We start from the raw sequence: 23,146 nt of genomic DNA, 5'->3' as shown, positions 1-23,146 counted from the left end.
ATGGACGATATTCAAACGACGCTCGCGCGCCTGGCCCCCGCGCAACGGCAAGCGATGATCGCGCTGCTCGAGCGCAAGGGCGTGGCCGTGCGCGAGCACCTTCCGCTTGAAGGGTGGGTACAACCCGTAGAAGGGCACGAGGGCGAGCGAGCGCCCGCTTCGTTCGCGCAGCAGCGCATGTGGACGTTGCTGCAATTGGACGCGCGACACGACACTTATCACATCACCGGCGCCGTGCAACTGGACGGCGCACTCGATACGACGGCGCTGGCGGGGGCCTTCGCCGCCGCCGTCGCCCGCCATGCCGCACTGCGCACGACGTTCGCGCTAGAGGACGGCAAGCTCATGCAGCACGTGCATGCACACGTCGACGTGCCGCTCGATGTCGTGTCCCTGTCCGACGGGGCAGACGGCGCGCACGAGGCTGACCGCGCCGACGAGGCTGACGTAAGCGAGGCGCTAGCGAAGGTCAGCCGTGAAGTGTTCGACCTGACGCGCGGGCCGCTGGTGCGCACGACGCTGCTGCGCACGGCGCCCGATCGCCACGTGCTCGTGCTCACGCTGCATCACCTGATTGCGGACGGTGGGTCGCTGGAGGTGCTGATCGACGAGATCGCCCGGGACTACGCGCGCGTGCGCAACGGCCAGACCCCGGTCGCGCCTGCGAGCGGGCCGACCTACGGCGATTATGCGATCTGGCAACGCCTGCGCCTGGGCGGCGATGCGCTTGCCGGGCAACTCGACTACTGGGCGACGCAACTGGCCGGTGCGGACGATCTGCTGCCCTTGCCGCTGGACCGTCAGCGTCCGGCCCAACGCGATGGCGAGGGCGGGCGCGTGGCTTTCACGTTGCCCGAACCGCTCGCGCAACGTGTGCGAGCCATGGCGCGCGAGGCACGGACAACGCCGTTTGCGGTGCTGCTGGCGTCGTTTCAGGCATTGCTCGCGCGCTACGCCGCCGGGCAGGGTCACCGGGACACGAATGACGCGGACGATGTCCCTCCGGACACCGTCGACGTTCGTGTCGGCGTGCCGGTCAGTCACCGCAGCCGTACGGCGCTCGAGCGCGTTGTCGGTTGTTTCGTCAACACGGTCGTGGTGCGCACGCAAGTGGATCTGACGGCCGGATTTGCGGCGTTGCTCGCGCAAGTGCGCGACACGCTGCTCGACGCACAGCGTCACGCCGATGTGCCGTTCGAACAGGTCGTCGAGCGTCTGTCCCCGGCCCGGAGTCTGAGTCACAGCCCGCTGTTTCAGGTCATGGTGAACCACCAGCGGCGTCAGGCAACTGCGGCGCTGCAATTGCCCGGGGTGACGGCCACGGTGCTCGAGGCCGAGACGACACAGGCAAAGTTCGACCTCGATCTGGGGATCGTCGAATTGCCGGACGGCACGCTCGCGGGCGGGCTGGGATATGCCACCGACGTCATTTTCCCGCAGACGGCGCAACGCATCTGCGCGCACTGGCAAACGCTCCTTGCGGCACAGATCGCCCAACCGTCGGCACCGCTGTATGACCTGCCGCTCGCCGACGCCGCCGAGTGCGCGGCCATCGCGCGTTGGGGGGCGCCGGAGGCCATGTCCCCGACCGACGACCGTCTGCTGCCCGGCATGATTGCATCGCATGCGGCGCAGCGACCGGATGCGCGCGCCATCGAGTGTGATGACGAGGTGCTGACCTACGGCGAACTGCTGCGTCGCGCGGACACCGTCGCGGCGCACTTGCTCGCGGGGCAGTGGCGACCCGAAACGCGTGTCGGTGTGCGCCTTGCGCGCTCGGTCAATGCGCTCGTGGCAATGCTGGGCGTGCTGCGCGCCGGCGGGGCCTATGTGCCGCTGGACGTCGACCATCCGGACGAGCGCGTGGCCGAACTGTGCGCGGATGCCGACATTGCGCACGTGATCACCGACGCTGACGGAATGGATCGCCTGCCCCCGGGCGTCAAAGGGTTTGACATGGCGATCATCGCATCGACCGGCGCGTCCGCCGCGGCGCTGCCCGCGTTGCATCCCGCACAACTTGCCTATGTAATCTTCACGTCCGGCTCCACGGGGCGGCCCAAGGGCGTTGCCGTCCCGCACGGTCCCCTCGCCATGCATTGCCGTGCGATCGCCGGTCTCTTTGGCATGACGCCGGCGTTTCGCGAACTGCATGTGGCGTCGCTCTCGTTCGACGGCGCGCATGAGCGCTGGCTGACGTTACTCTCGCACGGCGCATGCGTCGTGCTGCGCGGGCCGCGCCAGTGGACGCCCGAGGAAATCTGCGAACAGATCGTCGCGCGACGTGTCACGAACGCCGGGCTGCCCACGGCGTTGCTGCGCCATGTTGCGCAGTGGGTCGAAGCCCATCCGGGCGCGGTGCCGCCCGGATTGATCTACTCCTGCGGCGGCGAGGCGCTCTCGCGCGACACGCTCGCGCTCGTCATGCGCACGCTTGAGCCGGTGCGCCTGCTCAACGGCTACGGGCCGACGGAAACCGTCGTCACGCCCGTGAACTGGACGGCGCATGCGGGCATGCAAAGCCCGACGCCCTACGCGCCGATCGGAACGCTCGTGGGGCAGCGTCGCGGCTATGTGCTCGACGTCCGTCTGCAACCGGTGCCGGTCGGCGTGGCAGGCGAGTTGTACCTCGGCGGCGAAGGCGTGGCGCGCGGTTATCTCGGACGCGCCGCGCAGACTGGTGAGCGCTTCGTGCCCGATCCCTGGGGCGCGCCGGGGGCGCGCATGTATCGCACGGGCGATCGCGTGCGGTGGCTGAGCGACGGTACGCTCGAATACCTGGGACGCCGCGACCAGCAGCTCAAGGTGCGCGGGTTCCGCATCGAGCCGGGGGAAGTCGAAGCCCAGTTGCTCGCGCTCACGGGCGTGCGCGAAGCGGTGGTTGGCACGGCGCAGGGGCCGGCGGGCGTGCAACTCGTGGCCCACGTGAGCGCGACGCCGCCTGTCGGTGTCGCTGCGTCCGAATTCGGCGAAGGACTGCGTCAGGCGCTCGCCGCGCGCGTGCCCGCCTATCTGGTGCCCGCGCAGGTGCTGGTCCTCGACGCGCTGCCCAAGCTCGTCAACGGCAAGCTCGACCGCAAGCAGTTGCCCGAGCCGGGGTGGCAAAGCGCGAGCGCCGAAGCGCCACGTGTGGGCGCCGAGGCCGAGCTGGCCGTCATTTGGGGGCAACTGCTCGGTGCCGGGCAGGTCGGCCGGGGCGACAACTTCTTCGCGCTCGGGGGTGACTCCATCATCGCGCTCCAATTGGTGAGCCGTGCGCGTGAATCGGGCTGGCGTATCACGGTGCGCGACGTGTTCAGGCACCAGACGCTGGCCGAACTCGCCGCTGCCGCTGTGGTGGCGAAGGCCGCGCCATCCGCGACGTCTGTGGATGCCCCCGGCATCCGCGCCGCTATCGATCCCGCTATCAACCCCGCTATCGACCCAGACGCGCCTCTGCTGCCGATCCAGTCGTGGTTCTTCGCTGAACCCGTCGCGCATCGCGATCACTGGAATCAGTGGGTGCAGTTTGACGTTCGCGATGTCGGCCGTGCGCTGGATGGCGCGATGCTTCGCGACGCGCTGCACGCGGTCGCCAGGCACCATGACGCGCTGCAAATGCGATATCGGCAAACGGGCGGCGAATGGCGGCAGTGGCGGCAAGATGGGGCGTCTGACGATACAGCGCTCGTCGGGCTGGAGATCGTCGATGCGGCGGATGAGACGCAGGCACTTGCGGCCGCGCAGCGAGCGCAACGCGGACTATCGTTGTCGGACGGCCCCTTGCTGCGCGCCGCGCTGATCAATCTCGCAAGCGGCGGGCAGCGATTACTGCTTGTGTGTCACCACATCGCCATCGACGGGGTCTCGTGGCGCATCCTGCTCGGCGACTTGCAGCGTGCGCTCGCGCAGCGAGACGCCGGGCAGCCCATCGTGCTGGCGGAAAACGGCTCGTCATACGGCGCATGGACGACATACTGGCGCGATTGGGCCGCGTCGCCCGAGGCGGCGAAGGAAGTGCAGTTCTGGACGGAATCCCTGCAAGGCGCACACGGCACGCTACCGGTGGATGCGACACCCTTGAGCGGCGACCGGCAGGCCGAGGCCACGGAGGTGACCGTTGCGCTCGACGCGAACGCAACGCGTCGTCTGCTGAACGCCGCCAACGAACGGGCGCGAATTCATGAACTGCTCGTCGCCGCACTGGCGCAAGCCGTGGGCGAGTGGACGGGAGCGTCGCGTGTCGCCCTGTGTGTGGAAGGCCATGGCCGTGACGCGTTGCCCGGCATGGAGGCCTTCGATCTCACGCGCACCCTGGGCTGGTTCACGTCGGTGTATCCGCTGGCGGTCGACGTCTCGGCGTCCCCGCGCGAGACGCTGTTCGCGCTCAAGCGGATGTGGCGAGCGGTCCCGCGCGCCGGCCTCGGATTCGGGGCGCTCCGGTACCACGGCGACGCCGAAGCGCGGCGGACGCTGGCCGCGTTGCCACAGGGGCGCATCACGTTCAACTACCTCGGACGTATCGACGCCGGATTCGCCGACGGGCGCTTTGCGCCGAGCGACGCCCCGGCGGGGGATGCCCGGGACGCTTCGGCGCCGCTCGGCAACTGGCTGTCGGTCGACGGCGCCATCGCCAACGGTTGCCTGCGACTGCAATGGCGTTTCTCGCGCGAGCGCTTTCACGAGGCAACGATTTCCGGGCTCGCTGCCCGCATGCAGACGGCGCTCGGGGCGCTCGTGAACGCAAGCCTCGACGCGCCGCTTACGAGCGCGGCCGACTTCCCGTTGGCCGATCTCACAGAGGGCGAGCTGGCCGAACTGGGCGTGCCCGCCGCGACGCTGGAAGACGTGTATCCCTTGTCGCCAATGCAGCAGGGCATGGTGTTTCATGCGCGTCTGGCGCCGGGTAGCGCCTCATACGTCAATCAGCTTCAGATCCGTCTAGAAGGCCTGCGAGTCGATGCTTTCGCTGCGGCATGGCAAGCGGCGGTACGCCGTCACGCGATTCTGCGCACGAGCTTCGTCTGGCGAGACGGCGCGCCGCCGCTGCAACGGGTGCATCGCGAGGTGCCGCAGGCGCTGCGCGTGTTCGACTGGCGTGCGCGCGTCGCGCAGCAAGGCGAGGGCGTCCTGACGGCGCTCGCCGACGAAGAGCGTGCCAAGGGATTCGATCTCGCGAGCGCGCCGTTGCAGCGCGTGGCCCTGGTGCACGTGAGCGACGCTGCCGGGGGCACGTGGCAACTGATCTGGACACTGCATCATGTGCTGCTAGACGGCTGGAGCAGCGCCCAGCTCATCGGTGAAATTCTTCAGGCGTATCTGACATCGGTGTCGGGCACATCGGATTCGTTGGACGGGACGCGTACATCCAACGTGCCCGGCGTGCACGGCGTGCCCGAGGCGCATGGGAACGTGCCCCGATTCCGCGACTACATCGCATGGCTGGCGACTCACGCGCCGCAGGACGGCGAATCGTTCTGGCGCGAGCGACTGGCCGCCTTCGAATCGCCGACGCAATTGCATGAGGCCGTGCTGCGCACGCTGCCGCCGGCGCGGGGGCACGGCGAGCGCACCTTCCGCATCGAGGCCGCCGACGCTCAGGCATGGCAGCGCGCGGCCAGAAGCCGACGTCTGACGCTCAACACGCTGGTGCAGGGCGCATGGACGCTGCTGCTCCAGCGTTATACCGGCAAGCGGGACGTCTGCTTCGGCGTGACCGTCTCGGGGCGTCCCGCCGAGCTTCCCGGCGCCGAGCGCATGATGGGACTCTTCATCAACACGTTGCCCGTGGTGCAGGGCCCCAGACCCTCCGACGGGCTCGACGACTGGCTGCACCGCTTGCAGGAAGACAACCTCGCGCTGCGCGAAGCCGAGAGCACCCCGCTCTACGACATTCAGCGTTGGGTCGGCTGGCCGGGGCAGGCGCTGTTCGACTCGCTCATCGTCTTCGAGAACTACCCGGTGGACCGGGCGCTACGTACGCAGGGCGCGCAGGCGCTGCGTTTTGGCGAGATCGTGAACGTGGAGACGACCCATTACCCACTCACCGTGGGCATTGCGTCGGGCGAGACCATCGATGTCCGCATGAGCTACGACCGGCAACACTTCGACGACGGCGCCATCGAGCGCCTCTGGACGCAACTGCACGACCTGCTCGGCCAGCTTTGCGCGCCGCCGAGCGCGACGAATCTGCGCGTTGCCGACATTGTTCTTCATGCGTCCGATTCCGCGGGCGAGTCGTCGCGTGGACCCTGCCACACCTTCGCGGTGACGACGACCGTCGACCGGATCATCGCCGCCTTCGCGCATACGCAGCCGGAGGCCATTGCGGTGACCGACGGGGAGCGTTCGCTGACGTACGCCGAACTCGAAGCGCAGGCGAATCGCGTGGCCCATGCATTGTTGCGCCGGGGCGTAGCGAGCGAGGATCGCGTTGGCATTGCGCTGACGCGTCGCGTCGAGTTGATCGTCGCCATGCTTGGGGTGATGAAGGCGGGGGCCGCCTACGTGCCGCTCGATCCTGCCTATCCGGACGAGCGGTTGAGATACGTGGTCGAAGACGCCGGCATCGAGGTCGTCGTCACCGAGGCCGCGCTCGGCGCGCCCGTGTGGCTACCGCCGCACAGCCTGAGCATCGACGCGCTGGCGCGCGACACGACGTTGCCGCAAACACCGCCGGACGTGGCGGTTCACGTCGATCAGCTGGCTTACGTCATCTACACCTCGGGATCGACGGGGCGGCCCAAGGGCGTGCAGGTCGCGCATCGCCAGTTGATGCGGCTGCTGCATGCGACGGAAGACCGGTTCGGCTTTGGTGCGCACGACGTCTGGACGATGTTCCACTCCTATGCGTTCGACGTGTCGGTTTGGGAGGTCTTCGGCGCACTCTCGCATGGCGGACGACTCGTTGTCGTGCCGTACTACACCAGCCGCGAGCCGCAGGCGCTATGGCAGATGATCGAGCAGCAGCGGGTGACGGTGCTGTGCCAGACGCCGTCAGCGTTCTATCAGCTTCTCGCCGCGTTGCCGGAGGCGGCGTCGGAGACGACGTTGCGCCACATCGTGCTGGCGGGCGAAGCGCTTGCGCCGCGTCGGCTTGCGCCGTGGTGGTCGCGCTTTGGCCAGCAGACCCGCATCGTCAATATGTACGGCCCCACGGAGACGACCATCTATGTCAGCTTCGGCGTGGTATCGCCTGAGCCCGGCATCGGCCACTCGCCGGTTGGCGAGGCGTTGCCCGACATCGCGTGGCGCGTGCTCGACGCGTCACTGGCGCAGGTGCCCATGGGCGTGCCGGGCGAGCTCTACGTCGGTGGGCAGGGGCTAGCGCGCGGCTATCTGGGGCGTCCGGCGCTCAGCGCCGAGCGCTTCGTCCCCGATCCGTGGGGGCCAGCCGGGGCGCGCATGTACCAGACGGGCGATCGTGTCCGATGGCTGCCGGACGGCACGCTCGACTATCTGGGACGCGGCGATCAGCAAGTGAAGTTGCGCGGCTTCCGTATCGAACCCGGCGAGATCGAGGCCCACTTGCTCGCTCATGCGCAGGTAAGCGACGCCGCCGTGCTGGTGCGCGACGACGGGCTCGGCGAACAACTGGTGGCGTATGTCGTGACAGATGCCGATGACGAAGGCCTCTGGGCGCGTCTGCGCGAACACCTCGCCACCCGCGTGCCGGTGTTCATGCTGCCGGGGCAGTGGCTACGTCTGGACGCGTTGCCGCTCACCCCCAACGGCAAGCTGGATCGCCGCGCGCTGCCTGCCCCGCAGGCGGCGGGCGCCCGTTTCGTGCCGCCCGCCGACGGGGTGGAGACTGACGTCGCCCGGATTTGGCAGACGGTGCTGGGCGTGGCACGTGTCGGGCGTTACGACAACTTCTTTGCGCTGGGCGGGCATTCGCTGCTCGCCACCCAGATGGTGGCGCGTCTGCAAGCGGTGTCGGGACGCCCCGTGGCGTTGCGCCAGTTGTTCGAGACGCCGGTGCTCTCGGACTTCTGCGCGGCGTGGTCGGCTGCCGCCCCGGCGGCGCTCGACGCGAGTGTCCGGCGCCGGCTCGACGATCTGCTCGGCGATCTCGAGGCGGACGCGGCCTGACAGGGCACGGTCTCGCGTTGCTCGCTCAACAACGGGCGACGCGAGACTTTCTCAATTTCGATAGGTAGTGGTTCGACAGAAGGAACTCGCGATGTCTCTGGCCAATTCCCCCAACGCCGATGATTCGGCATTGATGCGACGCTTTCTTGCCTTGCCGGCCGACAAGCGCCGTGTGTTTCAGACCCGCGCCCGTGAGCAAGGCATCGATCTGGCCAGTCTGCCGATTCCCGCCGGTCTGCGCGAGGGTAGCGACGCACCGCTGTCGTACGCACAGCAGCGCCTGTGGGTCGTGGAACAACTCTCGCCGGGCACGGGCGCGTACAACATTCCGGCGGCGGTGCGCCTGCATGGCAAGCTCGATGTTGACGCGCTCTCGCAGGCCTTTGCCGCCATCGTCGCGCGGCATGAAGCGCTGCGCACCAGTTTTCACGACGGGGCGAACGGCGCGGTGCAACGCGTGCATGCCGACGTGCCGTTCTCCATCGACTACGAAGACTGGCAGGGCGCTGCCGGGAGCCGGGCCGAGCAGGACGCGCGCGTGCAGGCGTGCGCCCGCGACGAGGCGCTGCGCCCGTTCGCGCTGGACGCGGCACCCTTGATGCGCGCGCGCCTGATGCGTCTGGCCGCCGACGAGCACGTGCTGTTGCTCACGCTGCATCACATCGTGGCGGACGCGTGGTCGATGACGCGTCTGGTCGAAGCCTGCACGCGCGCTTACGCGCATTTTTGTGACGCGTCAGGCGTTGCTGGCGCTCACGTCGCGCCGCTGCCGGCGTTGGCGATTCAATACGCCGATTACGCGATATGGCAGCGCGGATGGCTCGAAGCCGGGGAGCTGGCGCGCCAGCTGGATTACTGGCGAGGACTGCTGGGAGACGAGCATCCCGTGCTGCCATTGCCGACCGACCGCGCGCGTCCCGCCGTGCCGAGCGGCCGTGGGGCGACTTACGTCATGGAGGCTGACGCCGCATTGACCGCGCGCTTGCGCGATCTGGCACGGACTTGCAATACCACGCTCTACACCGTGTTGCTCGCCGCCTACGGTGTCTGGCTCGCGCGCCTGTCGGGCGTGCGCAACGTCTGCGTCGGTGTGCCTGTGGCGGGGCGCGCAAAGCTGGAAACGGAGCCGCTCATCGGTTTCTTCGTCAACACGCAGGTCATGCGCGTACCCGTCGATCCGACGGCGACGTTTGCCGGTCTCGTCGCCACGATGCGTGCGCAGGCCATCGAAGCGCAGGCGCATGCAGACGTGCCGTTCGATAAGCTCGTCGACGCGCTGCAACCGGCCCGCGATGCCGCCGTCAACGCGCTGTTTCAGGCGAAGTTCAATCACGAGATCGCGCGTGATGCATTGCCGGAGATGGCAGGCCTTCGCATCGAGCCGATGGCTGTGGCGGGGCAAAGCTCGCATTTCGATCTTTCACTCGATACGCTGGAGCGCGGCGACACACTGCAGATCGCAGTGACCTACGCGACGGATCTGTTCGATGCCGACACCATCGAGCCGCTCGCTCGCGCGTTCCATGGTTTGCTCGGGCAACTGACCCGTTCGCCTGGCGATCGTCTGGCGGATGTGTCGTTAGGGGAACAGGCTCTTGCCGTGCTGGAAGGAGAGCGTCGCGCATGGGAGACCGGGGACTGGATGGCTGTCTGGGCGTCGCGCGTTGCACAGGACGGCGACGCGCTCGCCGTCGATGGCGAAGATGGCGTCTGGTCGCGGCGCACGCTCGACGCCCACGCCAATCGTGTGGCGCACGCCTTGTCGACGCGGGGCGTGGGCGCAGAGGATCGCGTGGCGCTGCTGATGCCACGCAGCGCGGGGTGGGTGGCGTCGATGCTCGGGGTCTGGAAACTCGGCGCAGCGTATGTGCCGCTGGACCCGACGCAGCCGCGCGCGCGCCTGGAACAACTGATCGACGCCAGTGGCGCCAGGGCGCTCATCGTCGCGCCGGGGCTGGCGTCGCTGCCGCAGGTCGAGGCGTGCGAGACGCTGTCCATCGAGGCGTTGCTCTCGGGGGAAGACGGGGACGTCGTCTACCGCAACGTGCATCCATTGCAAGCGGCATACGTCATCTACACGTCGGGCTCGACCGGACAGCCGAAGGGGGTCGTCGTGGCGCGTGGGGCGTTGCATAACTACGTGCAGGGCGTAGCGTCACGGCTGAGCGATCTGCCGGAGCACGCGGGCATGGCAATGGTCTCGACCGTTGCCGCCGACCTCGGGCACACCGTATTGTTCGGCGCGCTCGCGATGGGGCGACCCCTGCATCTCATGCCGCAGGACGATGCCTTCGATGCGGGCCGCTTTGCGCAGTGGATGCGCATGCGCGATATCGGTGTGATGAAGATCGTGCCGAGCCATCTCAAGGGCCTGCTGCTCGCGGCCGGGCCGGACGTGCTGCCGCGCGACTGGCTGATCGTCGGCGGCGAGGCGGCCGATGCGGAACTGCTTTCGCTGTTGCGCACGCTTCGCCCGTCGCTGCGAGTGCTCAACCACTATGGCCCGACGGAGACGACCGTGGGCGTGCTCACGCATCGCGGCGTGTCGCAGGATGCCCCGCTGCCGGTGGGCGCGCCGTTGCCGAACGTGAGCGCCTACGTACTGGATAACGATCTCAACGCCGTGCTGCCCGGCGTGAGTGGCGAACTCTACATCGGCGGCGTGGCGCTCGCGCGTGGGTATCTTGGCGAGCCGGCCAGGACAGCGGAGCGGTTCGTGCCGGACCCGTGGCGTCCCGGGGCGCGGATGTATCGCACGGGCGATCGCGTGAAACGTCGGGCGGATGGCGAGATCGTTTATCTGGGCCGTGCGGACGATCAGGTCAAGATTCGTGGCTATCGCGTGGAGCCGGGCGAGGTGGCCCACGCGCTGCGTGCGCTGGCCGGCGTACGCGATGCGCTCGTGCTCGTGGAGCGCGACGCCCGTGGGCAGCCGCAACTTCTGGGTTGCTTCACGGGGGCGGCAACCGAGGCCGACGTGAAGGCTGCGCTTGCCTCGTCGCTGCCCGCTGCGTGGGTGCCGGCGCGCCTCGTACGTCTGGACGCCTTCCCACTGACCCCGAACGGCAAGGTCGATCGCCGCACATTGCTGACGACGGTGGCGGCGACGGTGGCATCTTCCCGCGCTGAAGCGGTGGCGCAGGCAGCGCCGGGCAAAGCGCTCGAAGCGCATATCGCCGACGTCTGGAAGACGGTGCTCAAGGTCGAGCACGTGAGCCGTGAAGCCAACTTCTTCGAAATCGGCGGCGACTCCATCCTTGCGTTGCAAGTGATCGCTCGCCTCAAACGCGGCACGCCAGCGCTCAAGGTCACGTTGCGAGAGCTGATGCAGCACGGCACCGTAGCGAAGCTGGCCGCGGCGCTTTCGCCCTCGGACGCCATGCGTGAGGCGAGTCGCGATCTGCTGGTGCGCCTGAATCACAGCGACTCGGCGGCGCCCGCGTTGTTCTGTGTGCATCCGGCGGTGGGAACGGTATTCGATTACCGGCCACTGGCGCAGGCGCTCGTCGGGCAGCGACCTGTCGTCGGCATTCAGTCGCGCATGCTGCTCGATCCGGCATGGTCGGACACGTCGCTCGACGCGATGGCCGCGTGTTACGTCGACGCCGTTCGTGCCGCGCAACCGCGGGGGCCGTACCACCTGCTCGGATGGTCGCTGGGCGGCCCGATTGCGCTGTCGATGGCCGACCGCCTGCGTGCCGATGGCGAAACCGTCGCCTTTCTCGGACTCGCCGATGCGTTCGTGCCGCAGGAGGATGATGCGGCGACATCGCCGTCACCATCGAAATCACCATCGTCGCGCGACTGGACGGGCGACTTGCTCGACTATCTGGTCACGATCCTGCCGCAGGTCGATGCGCAAAGGCTGCGCGAATCGCTGGCGCCGCATGCGGGCAAGCCGCTCGACGAGGGTGTGCTTGCCGCTGCCGTCGATGCTGCGCTGACGATGCATCGGGGCGAGCAAGAGGAGGCGCCAGGCGCCGGGGCGGACTACGCGTCGCTCGGCCGTGACGAGCTTGCCTACATGTTTCGTGTAACAGCCCATCTGCGCGCGCTGGCCGATGCGCATCGGATGCGTCCGGCTGGCGTGCCCGTGCATGTGTGGTGGGTCGAGCAGCGAGCTTTGGTCGATCGTGCGCGGCTCGCACGTGCGGTCGGTGCACCCCCGGCCTACGAGGCAACGGTAGCGTCGAGTCACATGCAGCTGCCGCGCGCGAAGCCGTGGATCGACGACGTTGCACGTGTATTGGGCGAAGTGAGTACTTCCGGGAGAGCAGGCGGGGCCTGGCGGCTCGCGTCTTGAAGGTGGGGTGCGGTGCGCCCGCCACGCATGGATCACGCGTGGCGGGCGGGGTGCCTAAATCAGCCTAAATCAGCCTAACTCAGCCTAACTCAGCGCATCGAGCCAACGACTGACTGACCTGCTGACTTACCAACTGTACTTCGCGGTTCCCAGGATGGTGCGACGCGCACCGTAGGCGCATTGCGAGGTCGTCACACACACGACGTAGGTCTTGTCGAAGATGTTGCTGCCGTCGAGCTGGAAGCGCCAGTGCTTGTCGTATTGGTAGTGCAGGCCAAGATCGACCAGCGTGCGCGACGGCGCCTGTCCGGCGGTATTGGTGGCGTCGATGTAGGTGGGCCCGACATAGCGGACACCGCCATTAAATCCAAATCCCTTGAGCACGCCGGTGTGAAACGTGTAGTCGGCCCACAGCGCCGCGGCCGTGCGCGGTTGCTGCGGCGGCACCTTGTCGAGCAGCGTCGGATCGTTGGTCTTCGAGTTGACGATGTTGGTGTTCGTGTATGAGCCGATCACCTTCAGGTTGTCGGTGATTTCCCCGACGGCTTCCAGTTCGAAGCCCTTCGAGTGCTGCTCGCCCGTGGTGACCGAGAACGCCGTGTTGGCGGGGTCCGGCGTGAGCACGTTCGTCATACGGATGTCGAACAGCGACAGCGTGACGAAGCTGTTATAGCCCTTGGGCTGATACTTCACGCCGATTTCATACTGCTTGCCCTTCGACGGATTGAACTGGTTGCCGAAGCGGTCCACGCCGACGTTCGGCTGGAACGACTCGGAGTAGCTGAAGTAGGGGGCGAGCCCCATGTCGAACAGGTACGTCAGACCGGCACGATAGGTGGCTTGCGAGTCCGCCTGACTCGACGAGCGGTTCGTCAGACGGTTGTAGACGTTCTGCGCCGCCCAGTCCTGACGTACGCCGAGCGTGAGCAACCACTTGTCGTACTTGATCTGGTCCTGAAAGTAGAGCCCGCCCTGCGTGTAGCGCGAGTCGGTATCGGCCGCCTGACGCGTCAGACCGAACACCGCCGCGCCGTAGTTCGGCGCGAAGACGTCGAGCTGGTTGGCCGCACTGGCGACGCCCTGACGCATGCTGCGATGCTCGTTGTAGTAGTAATAATCGAAGCCGAACAGCGCCACGTGCGAGAGCGGGCCGGTCTGGAACTTCGTCTGCAACTGGTTATCGATGGTGACCACGTCCGTCTGACGATAGTCCGCGAACGGCAGGCGATTGATCATCCGGGTGCTCCCCGGTGCGTATCCGAGCCCGTAGGCATCCGTGTCGACCTTGTAGTCGAAGTACGAATAGCGCGTGGCTTGCCTGAATGTGACCTGATCGTTGAAGCGGTGCTCGAGCTGATAGCCTGCGAAGACTTGTTCGCGCTTGATGTTGTCGTAGTTCGGGTCGCCCACGAAACGGCCGACAGGAATCTGTCCGTTGGGATTGGGCAGCACGGTGCCCGACGCGGGCAGGAACTGGCCGAAGCCGAGCTTGTCGCGCTGGTAGCTCGCCTCGAACGTAATCGTGGTCTTGTCCGTGGCTTTCCAGGTGAGCGACGGTGCGATGTAAATACGGTCGTTGGGCGTGAAGTCGACCTGGGTGTTACTGTCGCGAAACAGACCGACGAGGCGGTAAAGCACCTTGCCGTCGGCATCGAGCGGGCCGCTGAAGTCGAATGCGGCCTGCTTGTTCTTGAAGGATCCGGCCGAGAGCTGGATTTCGTGCAGCGGAGTGTCGAGCGGCTTCTTCGTGACCATGTTGATCAGGCCGCCGGGCGTGTTCTGCCCGTAAAGCACCGATGCCGGGCCGCGCAGAATTTCGATTCGCTCCAGTCCGTAAGGGTCCAACTGATACTCGGTGGCCGATTGCAGGCGAGTGCCGTCCATGTACATGCCGAGCGTGGACGCCGAAAAGCCGCGAATATTGATCCAGTCGAAGCGGGTTTCGAAGCCCGCGTTGTCCGGCAGCACGCCGGCGCTGTAGCGCATGGCCTGACTGACCGACTGGGCTCCCAGATCCTGAATCATCTCTTTCGGGATGACCGACACCGACTGCGGGTTCTCGATGAGCGGCGTGTCGGTCTTCGTCCCCGTGGTGGTGCGCCTGGCGACGATCCCGTCGACCGGACCGGCGCCGTTTTCGTCGGCACGCTCGGCGTTCACCTGTGTGGGGGCGAGGGCGACGTCGCCCGCCGCGCCGGCGGTCTGCGCCCACGCGCCGCCGCCAAACGTCAGCGGTGTGAACGCCAGGCCGGCGGCCATGGCGATATGACGGTGGATCGGGCGGATCGAACGATGGATCGATGGCTGGCGACTGGCCCCCCGGCCAAGGACGCTCCCGTAATGCTTCATCTGAGACTCCTGGTGTTTTTCGGAAACTGAGGCGACGTGCGCACTCGTTTCCCCGGGGCGACGGCGCCTATCGAGTAGTGGACGAACCATGGCAACGGATATTTAGGCGCGGGGGCATCGTCGTGCCCCGCCTACCGGGACGATGGGGACGATGGGGACGCCGGGGCCGATTGAAACAAGTGCTGCACGCTGAGCATGTCGCGCGCCTCATTCACCTCATTCGTCTCATCTGCTTCGTCGAACGGAGCCATTTGCCAACGCTTGTCCGCCCATGCCTGAAGTGCGGCGGCGTTGCGCGCATCGGTGCGCTCGTCGGCAGGGCCCGACGCATCGAGTGTCGTGGCGTCTACGCCCCGCGCGGGATCGTCCGGGAAGGAGATGACCTGCAGATAGGTGTCGCCGCGCGGCGTGGCGTCCATCGCGTAACGCCCCGGTCCCATGCGCGCGTCGGCGCAAACGATGGAGAAGTAGCCCGCGATGTCGCATCCCCCGGCAAGACCGATGCGTCGCCCGCCGCGCGTCGCGAAAAGCGCTTCGTCGCGACGGCTGTCGAGCGCGAGACCTACGTGTTGCATTTGCAGCACGGCGGCGGCGAGCGCCTGCGAGAGCGCGGTGCGCTCACCGGCGAGCTGACTGGGGGAGGTGGCGGCCTGCGACGGCACGAAGGCGTCGGCGAAGGCGCGACGTCCTGTGACATCGACGCCCGTGAGCCGGATCCAGACGGCATCCCACAGGTTGGCGCCCCGCGCGGCACGCTCGCCGGTGCCGTCCCATGCGCTAAGCACGCGGCACGCCGGTGCAATGTCCACGCTCAGGCCCGGTGCGAGTGGCTTGCCGTCGAGTGGGTCGTGCGTGAGGGTCACGTCGATGCGATGGGTGCGCTCGTCAGCCCCGGTACACACTTGCGCCAGCAGCGCCTCACGCGCTAGCCGCGCCGACAACGGATCGGCGCGCAGCACCGTCTCGCGCACGGCCTGCGTCGTGATCGGACCGGCGGCGCGCAGTGCGGCAATACGACGCAGACCTTCGCGCGTGCGCAGCGAGAGCGGCGCGTTGCGGCGACCGAGCACGCCTGCGAGCGACCTCGACTCGGCGTCGGGCGCGGCGAGCCACGCGCTGTCGTTCATGTTGGCCACGACCGTCGTGCTCATGATGTCCGGCATCGCGTGACGACCCAGCGTGCCGGGCAGCGGGCTGTCCGCTGAGGTTTGCCATGCGCACGCGCTGCGGCTGCCGTCGAGCACCGGCAGGCCCGGCGCCTGCCTGGCGAAGGCGTCTCCTGCGGGCCTTGCCGTACATGCGGTTGCCAGCGTATCGGGCACGCCCGGCGCCGGACCGATGTCGCCGAACCACACGCGCGGATCGCGCCGGCCGATGGCGATGGTGTTGACCCATGGACTGGCGGCGTCGACGCGCATGCGCTCGGCCAATGCGTCGAGCGAGCTGGCCTGCGCCATGCGCAAGTAGTGCTCAAGCAAGCCGAAGTTGCCGGCATTCGCATCGCGCAGCACCATCGCCTGATGCGTTGTCCAGCCGAGCGCCGGGGACAGGGCGGAGAGGTCGACGAGCGGGCCATCGGCCGTGCGATAACGGATTCGGGAGACGACAGACGGGTTGCCCTGCGCGTCGCGCACCGGCACGTCGACGCGCACGCGCTGCATGGCCTCGGTACGGTCGTCGAGCCGGTAGCGGGTGGGGTCCAACGGATCGAGGGTCAGGGCCATCAGGCCAAAGCGCCGGGCGCTCGACACCGTGTGCGTCCAGGCGACGTTCCGGGTGAAGCCGATCATGATGAACGGCGCACCGAGCATGCCGACGCCGGACACGTCGAGCTGGCCGGGAATGGTCAGGCGCGCCGGGTAGAGTCGGTCGGGGCCCTCCCAATACCAGTGCGGGCTGCCGTAGAGGATCGACTGGCCCGTGGCGGTCAGGGCGGCCCCGAAGGCGATTGCGTTGCTGCCGAGGCCCGCATCGCTCAGTGAAGCCAGGGTGACGGATGGTGCTGCCCGTAGTGTCGACACGGGGTCGGGCAGGGTCGTCGCAGTGCCGGCCGTCGGCGGCTGGGTGGTTGCGATGGCGGTGACTTGGGTGGCGGCCCCCGCCGCCAACGTGGCCGCGTAGAGCCGCCGGTAGATGTCGTCTTCCGTCACGGCGCCTAGCGTGCGCAACCAGCCGGTGTCGCGGCAGGCGGCGTGACGGCCGGGATCCGCGCCTTGTCGCACGTCATGCACATAGCGGTCGATGCCTGCCGCGAAGCCCTGCGCGAGTGCGCGGCTGCGCGCGGATTGGGCCGCACGATATCGCGCCATGGTGGGCGCATCGAACGTCAGGCGAAAGAATACGTCGGCATCGAGATTGTTCGGTTGGCCGAAGGTCGTGCGTTGGGTAACGCTGTTGTCTGCCCCAAACGTGAGCGATCGCTCGCCGCGAAACGTCACCAGACTCTCGGCGAGCGTACAGAGATTGTCCTGTGCCTGCGCGTAGCCGAACCCATAGCCCAGACTGCCCCAGTCGTTCGCGCGGACATGGGCGGTGCCATCGGCGGTGCGACGCAGGTCCGCCGAGTAACCGGCGTCGTCGGGGGCATCATGGCTGGCCTCGGAAGGCGCCGTCACGTTTGCGGTCGTCGAATCTCGATCGGAAGCGGTGTGTTGAGCGATTTTTGCAAACGCCGATGCCGGTGCGCTGGCGGCGAGGACCAGGGCAAGCGCCGTCAGCCCGGCGCGAGCGGTCAGAAACGGCAAGCACCGGGAACGGGAACGGGGAGGGGCGACGCCTACGACGGAGCGGGCCAAGGCGGAGCAGGCACAGCGCAGGCGGAAAGGCAGATGCGATCGGGACATGGGTAAATATGCCGGTTGGTGATACGTCTCTTGAGCGACGAACCACTCGGTCCGGTGTTTAGGCGAGCGACGGTGCGCTTCCGGCCCCCCTGCGCCCCCCTTGACCCTACGGACCTCCGGACTTCTTATGCCCGATACCCGTATTTCGACCGATCCAGCCATCGCCAGACCGGCTTCCCCCGCGACCGACTCTCCGACGCCTGGCGAGGGCGCATCGCTGCGCGCGCAAGGCCTGCATGTCGCCGTCGGTGCGCGAAACGTGCTCACGCAGGTCGACGTGACTTTCGCCGCCGGTCGCGTGAGCGCCCTGTGCGGCCCCAACGGCTGCGGCAAGAGCACTTTGCTGCGCACCCTCGGCGGGTTGCTCAGGCCCGCTGCCGGTCGCGTCTGGCTCGACGACACGCCGCTCGACACGCTGCGCCCGCGCGAGCGTGCGCGACGCATCGCCCTGCTCGCGCAGACCCCGGGCATGCCGTTCGGCATGACCGTCGCCGAACTCGTTGCCTGCGGCCGTTACAGCCACACCGGCATGGGCGGGCGGCTTGGCGAGCGCGACAACGTGGCCATCGAGCGTGCCCTGCACCTGATGGAACTGGAGGCGCTATCCACGCGCGACGTGAGCGCGTTGTCCGGCGGCGAGCGCCAACGGGCATTCATTGCGATGGCGCTCGCGCAGCAGGGCAACGTGCTGCTGCTCGACGAACCCACGACCTATCTCGACGTGCGTCATCAGATCGACATCCTCGCGCGTATTCGTGAGCTCAACCGGGAAACCGGCATGACGGTCGTATGGGTGCTGCACGACCTGAATCAGGCCGCGGCGTTCTCCGACGCCATGTTGCTCATGCGCGAGGGCAAGCTGGTCTTCTCCGGTACGCCGGACGAAACCATGAACCCGGACCGTCTGATGGACGTGTTCGCCACCCCGATGCAGCGCATCGACTTCCAGGGCTTGCCGATGTGTCTGCCGATATTGGAACGCGCAGGCGGTGCCGGCGGCGATGGGTATGCAAGCTGAGCACGCCATGGCGAGCCTGAACCTCACGCGTCGGCTGACGGTGCCTGCGCATGCCGCGCCGCAGCAGTACGGGCGTCGCACGCGCGCGCTGTGGGGCGGATGGCTGGCGCTTGCGCTGGCGGTGGTCGTGCACGCGTGGGCGAGCGATGCATGGCCGGGCTTCGGTTCGGTCGTGCGCGCCCTTGCGACGTCGGCGATGCCATCGACGAACGGCGCGTCGCTCGGGTGGCTTCTGTTCGTCGACGCATGGCTGCCTCAGATACGCGCCGGGCTGGCGGCGGGCGCATGCCTCGGACTGGCGGGAGCGCTGCTGCAAACGATCACGCAGAACCCGTTGGCGTCCGGCGAATTGCTCGGCGTGTCGGCCGGCGCGCAAATGGGGTTGATCGTCGCACTGCTCGTGCCGGGACTCGCCGTGCTGCCGATGATGCTTGCTGGCGGTGTGCTGGCGGCGCTGTTCACGTTTGCGTTGGCCGGTGGCACGCGTACCACGCCGTTGCGCCTGACGCTCGCCGGGGCGGCCAACGCGCTCGCGCTCTCGGCGTTGTGCATGGTCGCGCTGACGTTATATACGCGCGCTGCCGTGGGCGTTGTGCAATGGAGTACGGGCTCGTTGCAGCAGTTCGGCAAGCGCGGCGCCGGTGAGGCGATGTGGTTGCTGTTGCCTGCGGCCGCGGTCCTTTTGACACTGCTGCACCCGCTCGGTCTGGCGCGTTTTGGGCAGGCGCAGGCGTTAGCGCTCGGGCAGCGCGTGGGGGCGGTGCGTGTCGGCGCGATTCTGCTCGCGGCGGTGCTGTCGGCGATCGCCATCGCGCTGGCGGGGCCGGTCGGGTTCGTCGGACTGGCGGCGCCGAACCTCGTGCGCCTCATGGGCGTGCATCGACCGGCATGGCTGATTCCGCTCTCGGCGTTGTGGGGCGGCGCGATGCTCATCGTGACCGACGCCGTCGCCCGTGCGCTGGTGAGCTTTGGCGCGCTGCCGGTCGGTGTCATGAGTGCTGTCATCGGCGCCCCGGTGCTGTTGCTGTTGTTGCGCTACGGGTTGCCCGCGAGCACTGCCGAGATGACGGCCCCGATATCGACGGCCAGCGGGACGTCGAGCCGGCGTTCGCTCGCGCTGATCGTCGCGCTGGTGGCCGCGGCGCTAATGGCGCTTGCCGGGCTGACGCTCGCGATGGGCGTGTTGCCGTGGCCGTCCACATGGCAATGGCGCGATGTGTTCGATCCGCATACGGCTGCCGGGATGCTGGTGGACTTGCGCCTGCCGCGCAGTCTGATTGCGATGGGCGCGGGCGCATTGCTGGCGGGCAGCGGGGTGTTGTTACAGGGCGCCTGCCGCAATCCGCTGGCGGGACCGGAGTTGCTGGGGGTCAATCAGGCGGCGGGGCTGGCCGTGCTCGCGCTGCTGCTCGTCTCGCCCGAGGCCGCCGCACGCGGGTCGATGCCCGCGGCGTGGGCGGCGAGCGCCGCGGTGCTCGCCATTGTGCTCGGCGTGAACGCCCGCTGGGGACTGGCCCCCATGCGCGTGATCCTGACGGGGATGGCGCTGGCCGGATTGCTGGCGGCGTTATCCAACCTGCTGGTGTTGCAGTTCCACGTGCATGCCACGCAGGCGCTGGTCTGGCTCGTGGGCAGCAGCTACGGGCAGTCCTGGCATGGCGTGCGGGCGTTGTTGCCGTGGCTGGCGATCTGTCTGCCGTTGGCCGTGTATGCGTCGCGATGGCTGGATCTGCTGAGCCTTGGCGACGAGACGGCCGAGGCGCTGGGCGTGCCGGTAGTGCGCGTGCGTCTGGGCTTGCTGGTGCTGGCCAGCGCGATGGCGGCGGCCGCAGTGGCAACGGTGGGGCCGGTGGCCTACGTCGGGCTGATCGTCCCCAACGCCTTGCGCGCGCTGCCACTGGCCGGCACCCGCGACAGGCTCGTCGTCGCGGTGCTGGCGGGCGCTGTGTTGCTCGGCGTGGCCGACCTGTTCGGGCGAACGTTGTTTGCGCCGCTCGACTTGCCGCTGGGCATCGTGACGGCGGCCGTCGGCACGCCGCTGTTCCTCTGGCTGCTCTCCCGAACGTTCCTGAGGTCGCATGCCCATGCCGGCTAATACGATCGCAGGCATGCCGTGTCAGCCGGGGCGCCGCCACTGCCTGAAGTCTCTCGTTGCCGGTGCCGCGACGGCGCTCGGCGTCGTGCCGTTCGACGTGCGCGCGCAGCACTATCGCGGGCTGTTCAACCGCGCATCGCCTGAATTGCCGACGCATGCAAAACGGGTCGTCTCGCTGGAGTTTCTGTTTACCGAATCGCTGCTCGCGCTCGACGTCACGCCGGTGGGCGTGGCCGATGCGCGGGGTTATGCGCAATGGGTCAGGTACCGGGCGGACCGAATCGATGCGGGGGCGTCCGTCGGCACGCGCGAGCAACCGAATCTGGAAGCGATTGCCGCATTGCGTCCCGATCTGATCGTTGCCTACGCCTATCGGCATGAGCGCCTGTTTGACGCGCTCGCACGCATCGCGCCGACGGTCGTCTTCAACGTGCAACCCGCACAAGGCGAGGGCGACGCGCTCGACCGAATGCTCGCGATTTTCCGCGCACTGGGTGGCATGACGGGGCGTGTGGAGGCAGCCGCACAAGTCGTTGCGCATAGCGAAGCGCGTATTGCCGCGGCACGGGACATGGCGCTGCGCGACGGATTTCGCGACGCGCCGATTGCGCTGCTCAATGCGAACGCGGGCGGGGGCAACTTCTGGGCCTACGACAACAAGGACATGATCGGCGCGCTGATCGGGCATCTCGGCGCGCGCAACGCGTTGGGCTGGCTCGACGCACGTCAGTCGATGGTGAACCTGTCGCTCGGCGATCTGGCGCGGCACCCCGAATGGTCGCTGATCGTCGTCGATAACGGCGCGGCGCCTGCCTACCAATTGCCCGTATGGCGTGCGCTACCGGCCGTGCGAGACGCGCGGGTGGCATTCCTGCCGCCGTCGTGGGGGTTCGGAGGCCCGGTGTCGCTCGACCGGATTACCGGCCTTGTCGGCGCCGCGTTCACATCGATGGCGCCTGCCATGCGCTCACGTGCCGCGCTCGGTACATCAAGCCGAAGTGAGCGCGGAGCATAAAGCCGGGCGTGAAGCCGGGTACGAGGTTGCACCTGAGCTCGGTGAGTGAATTCTGACGGATGCCATGGCGGCGTCCGGCTTGTCTTGAGGAGATCGAATTGTGTCAATTGCCATGACGGCGCATGCCAAAACGTCGAACGCGACGGCGGCCCCGGCGGCCCCGGTGGCCCCGGCGGCATTGGATGCTCTGGATGCCCCCGACATTCCCTACGCGCTCACACTGTCCGATGGCCGTCGCTATCACGCGAGCGGGCCCGACGACGCGGTCGCGCGTGCAGGTCAGGACCTGACCCTTTGGTGCGATGCGCGCCCCGTCGCGGTCTTTCGCGTGAGCGAGGCCGACGACGGCATGATGTTGCAGGCAACGGCGCCCCACGACGGTCATCTTCCGGTGCAGGCATTGCTGCCGGTGCTGGCCGCCGTCTTCTGCCACCACAAGGCCTGCCGTCACGCGAGCGTGGTGTGGCCGGTCGCACAGTTCGAGGCGTTGCACACGACATGGGTGGTCGGCGCGGTGCGCGACGGTGTTGGGGAACGGTTCTCGCAAACCGACGGTGCGCAAGTGCTGCATGTGTCGCGCCAGACGTTCTGGCAGCATCCGGCGCTGTGGCTGCGAGGTCCGTCGTCGGCCGGCATGGCGCAGCAGTATGTCGTGACGCAGGGAAAACGCCATGCGCTGCGCGCGCCCAAGCCGGTGGGCGAGGTGTATCGACGCCACATCGCGCGCCTTGGCACGCATTTCAGCCTGCGAGCCATCGACCAGCCCGGCGACGTGGAACGCTTTCACGAGTGGATGAATCTCGACAGCGTGGCGCACTTCTGGGAGCAGACGGGCACGTTGGAGGAGCACGCCGAGTATCTGAAGAAAATGCACGACGACCCGCATACGGTCACGCTGTTCGCCTGTTTCGACGACGAACCGTTCGCCTACTTCGAGGTGTATTGGGCGAAGGAGGACCGCATTGCGCCGTTTTGCGACGCCGCGGACTACGATCGCGGGTTTCATCTGCTCGTCGGCTCCACACGTTTTCGGTCGCCAGGGCGCACGGAGGCCTGGCTGCGCTCCATCATCCATTACATCTTCCTGGACGATCCCCGCACCCAGCGAATCGTGGGTGAACCGCGCATCGATCACGACCGCTGGATCGCCTACATGCAGGGGCAGGGCGCGGCGCGGCTGCGCGAATTCGATTTCCCCCACAAACGGGCGGTGCTGATCGCTTTCGAGCGTCAGACGATCTTCGAGCAATACGCCCCGTGGTGAGTGCGTTTGCCGGGATGCGTGACCTCTGGCGGGCAGATCCGTGTGGATATTGGGCAGGTGGACAGCCGCGAGTCCACCCGCTGCGCGAGCCAAAGCCCAACGAATTGTCGATTCCGGTCGCGCGTCTTTTGGTTGACGTATCGCGAGTCGCGGTGATTCGGACGTTTCCGTAACTCTTGTCGCGTGTTC

8 protein-coding genes are annotated in these 23,146 nt (G+C 67.7%); 6 read left to right on the top strand and 2 right to left on the bottom strand.

Annotated features, from left to right (window positions below; genetic code table 11):
- Positions 1-8,070, top strand: coding sequence for a non-ribosomal peptide synthetase (locus tag UC34_RS15500; protein WP_044456247.1), 8,070 nt, complete (start codon positions 1-3; stop codon positions 8,068-8,070).
- Between the two features lie 91 nt (positions 8,071-8,161).
- Positions 8,162-12,373 carry an amino acid adenylation domain-containing protein gene (locus UC34_RS15495; RefSeq protein ID WP_052811083.1) on the top strand — a complete coding sequence of 1,404 codons (4,212 nt, stop codon included), beginning with the start codon at positions 8,162-8,164 and terminating at the stop codon, positions 12,371-12,373.
- 126 nt (positions 12,374-12,499) lie between these two features.
- Here UC34_RS15495 and UC34_RS15490 read toward each other — a convergent pair whose 3' ends face one another.
- Together UC34_RS15490 and UC34_RS15485 are read right to left on the bottom strand one after the other, a co-directional pair.
- A complete protein-coding gene (locus tag UC34_RS15490; protein WP_044456246.1) occupies positions 12,500-14,722 on the bottom strand; it encodes a TonB-dependent siderophore receptor in 2,223 nt (740 codons plus the stop codon).
- Between the two features lie 131 nt (positions 14,723-14,853).
- The gene (locus UC34_RS15485; protein ID WP_472462590.1) at positions 14,854-17,565 is read right to left on the bottom strand and encodes a penicillin acylase family protein; all 2,712 of its coding nucleotides are present in this window, start codon (positions 17,563-17,565) and stop codon (positions 14,854-14,856) included.
- Between the two features lie 127 nt (positions 17,566-17,692).
- Here UC34_RS15485 and UC34_RS15480 point away from each other — a divergent pair, with 127 nt between their 5' ends.
- From UC34_RS15480 to UC34_RS15465, 4 genes are all read left to right on the top strand, one after another.
- Positions 17,693-18,583, top strand: coding sequence for an ABC transporter ATP-binding protein (locus tag UC34_RS15480; RefSeq protein WP_084070694.1), 891 nt, complete (start codon positions 17,693-17,695; stop codon positions 18,581-18,583).
- Complete coding sequence (locus tag UC34_RS15475) at positions 18,573-20,678, top strand: iron ABC transporter permease (RefSeq protein ID WP_052811081.1); 2,106 nt, start codon at positions 18,573-18,575, stop codon at positions 20,676-20,678. Before UC34_RS15480 ends, UC34_RS15475 begins: the two co-directional genes overlap by 11 nt.
- Complete coding sequence (locus tag UC34_RS15470) at positions 20,662-21,693, top strand: ABC transporter substrate-binding protein (protein ID WP_084070691.1); 1,032 nt, start codon at positions 20,662-20,664, stop codon at positions 21,691-21,693. Before UC34_RS15475 ends, UC34_RS15470 begins: the two co-directional genes overlap by 17 nt.
- Positions 21,694-21,793: 100 nt before the next feature.
- Positions 21,794-22,957 (top strand): GNAT family N-acetyltransferase, encoded by a 1,164-nt coding sequence (locus UC34_RS15465; protein WP_157123206.1) that lies wholly within the window; start codon positions 21,794-21,796, stop codon positions 22,955-22,957.
- Positions 22,958-23,146: the final 189 nt, after the last annotated feature.

Origin of the sequence: Pandoraea vervacti (genome assembly GCF_000934605.2) — a bacterium.
GTDB classification, from domain to species: Bacteria; Pseudomonadota; Gammaproteobacteria; order Burkholderiales; family Burkholderiaceae; genus Pandoraea; species Pandoraea vervacti.
Note: the sequence above shows the minus strand (reverse complement) of the source record. Positions and strands in the feature narration are given on the sequence as shown.

What these genes read in the sequence shown, in the direction of transcription:
- UC34_RS15495 (WP_052811083.1), top strand. Translation starts at nt 8,162, where the DNA reads ATGTCTCTGGCCAATTCCCCCAACGCCGATGATTCGGCATTGATGCGA.
- UC34_RS15470 (WP_084070691.1), top strand. Translation starts at nt 20,662, where the DNA reads ATGCCCATGCCGGCTAATACGATCGCAGGCATGCCGTGTCAGCCGGGG.
- UC34_RS15480 (WP_084070694.1), top strand. Translation starts at nt 17,693, where the DNA reads ATGCCCGATACCCGTATTTCGACCGATCCAGCCATCGCCAGACCGGCT.
- UC34_RS15475 (WP_052811081.1), top strand. Translation starts at nt 18,573, where the DNA reads ATGCAAGCTGAGCACGCCATGGCGAGCCTGAACCTCACGCGTCGGCTG.
- UC34_RS15485 (WP_472462590.1), bottom strand. Translation starts at nt 17,565, where the DNA reads ATGTCCCGATCGCATCTGCCTTTCCGCCTGCGCTGTGCCTGCTCCGCC.
- UC34_RS15500 (WP_044456247.1), top strand. Translation starts at nt 1, where the DNA reads ATGGACGATATTCAAACGACGCTCGCGCGCCTGGCCCCCGCGCAACGG.
- UC34_RS15490 (WP_044456246.1), bottom strand. Translation starts at nt 14,722, where the DNA reads ATGAAGCATTACGGGAGCGTCCTTGGCCGGGGGGCCAGTCGCCAGCCA.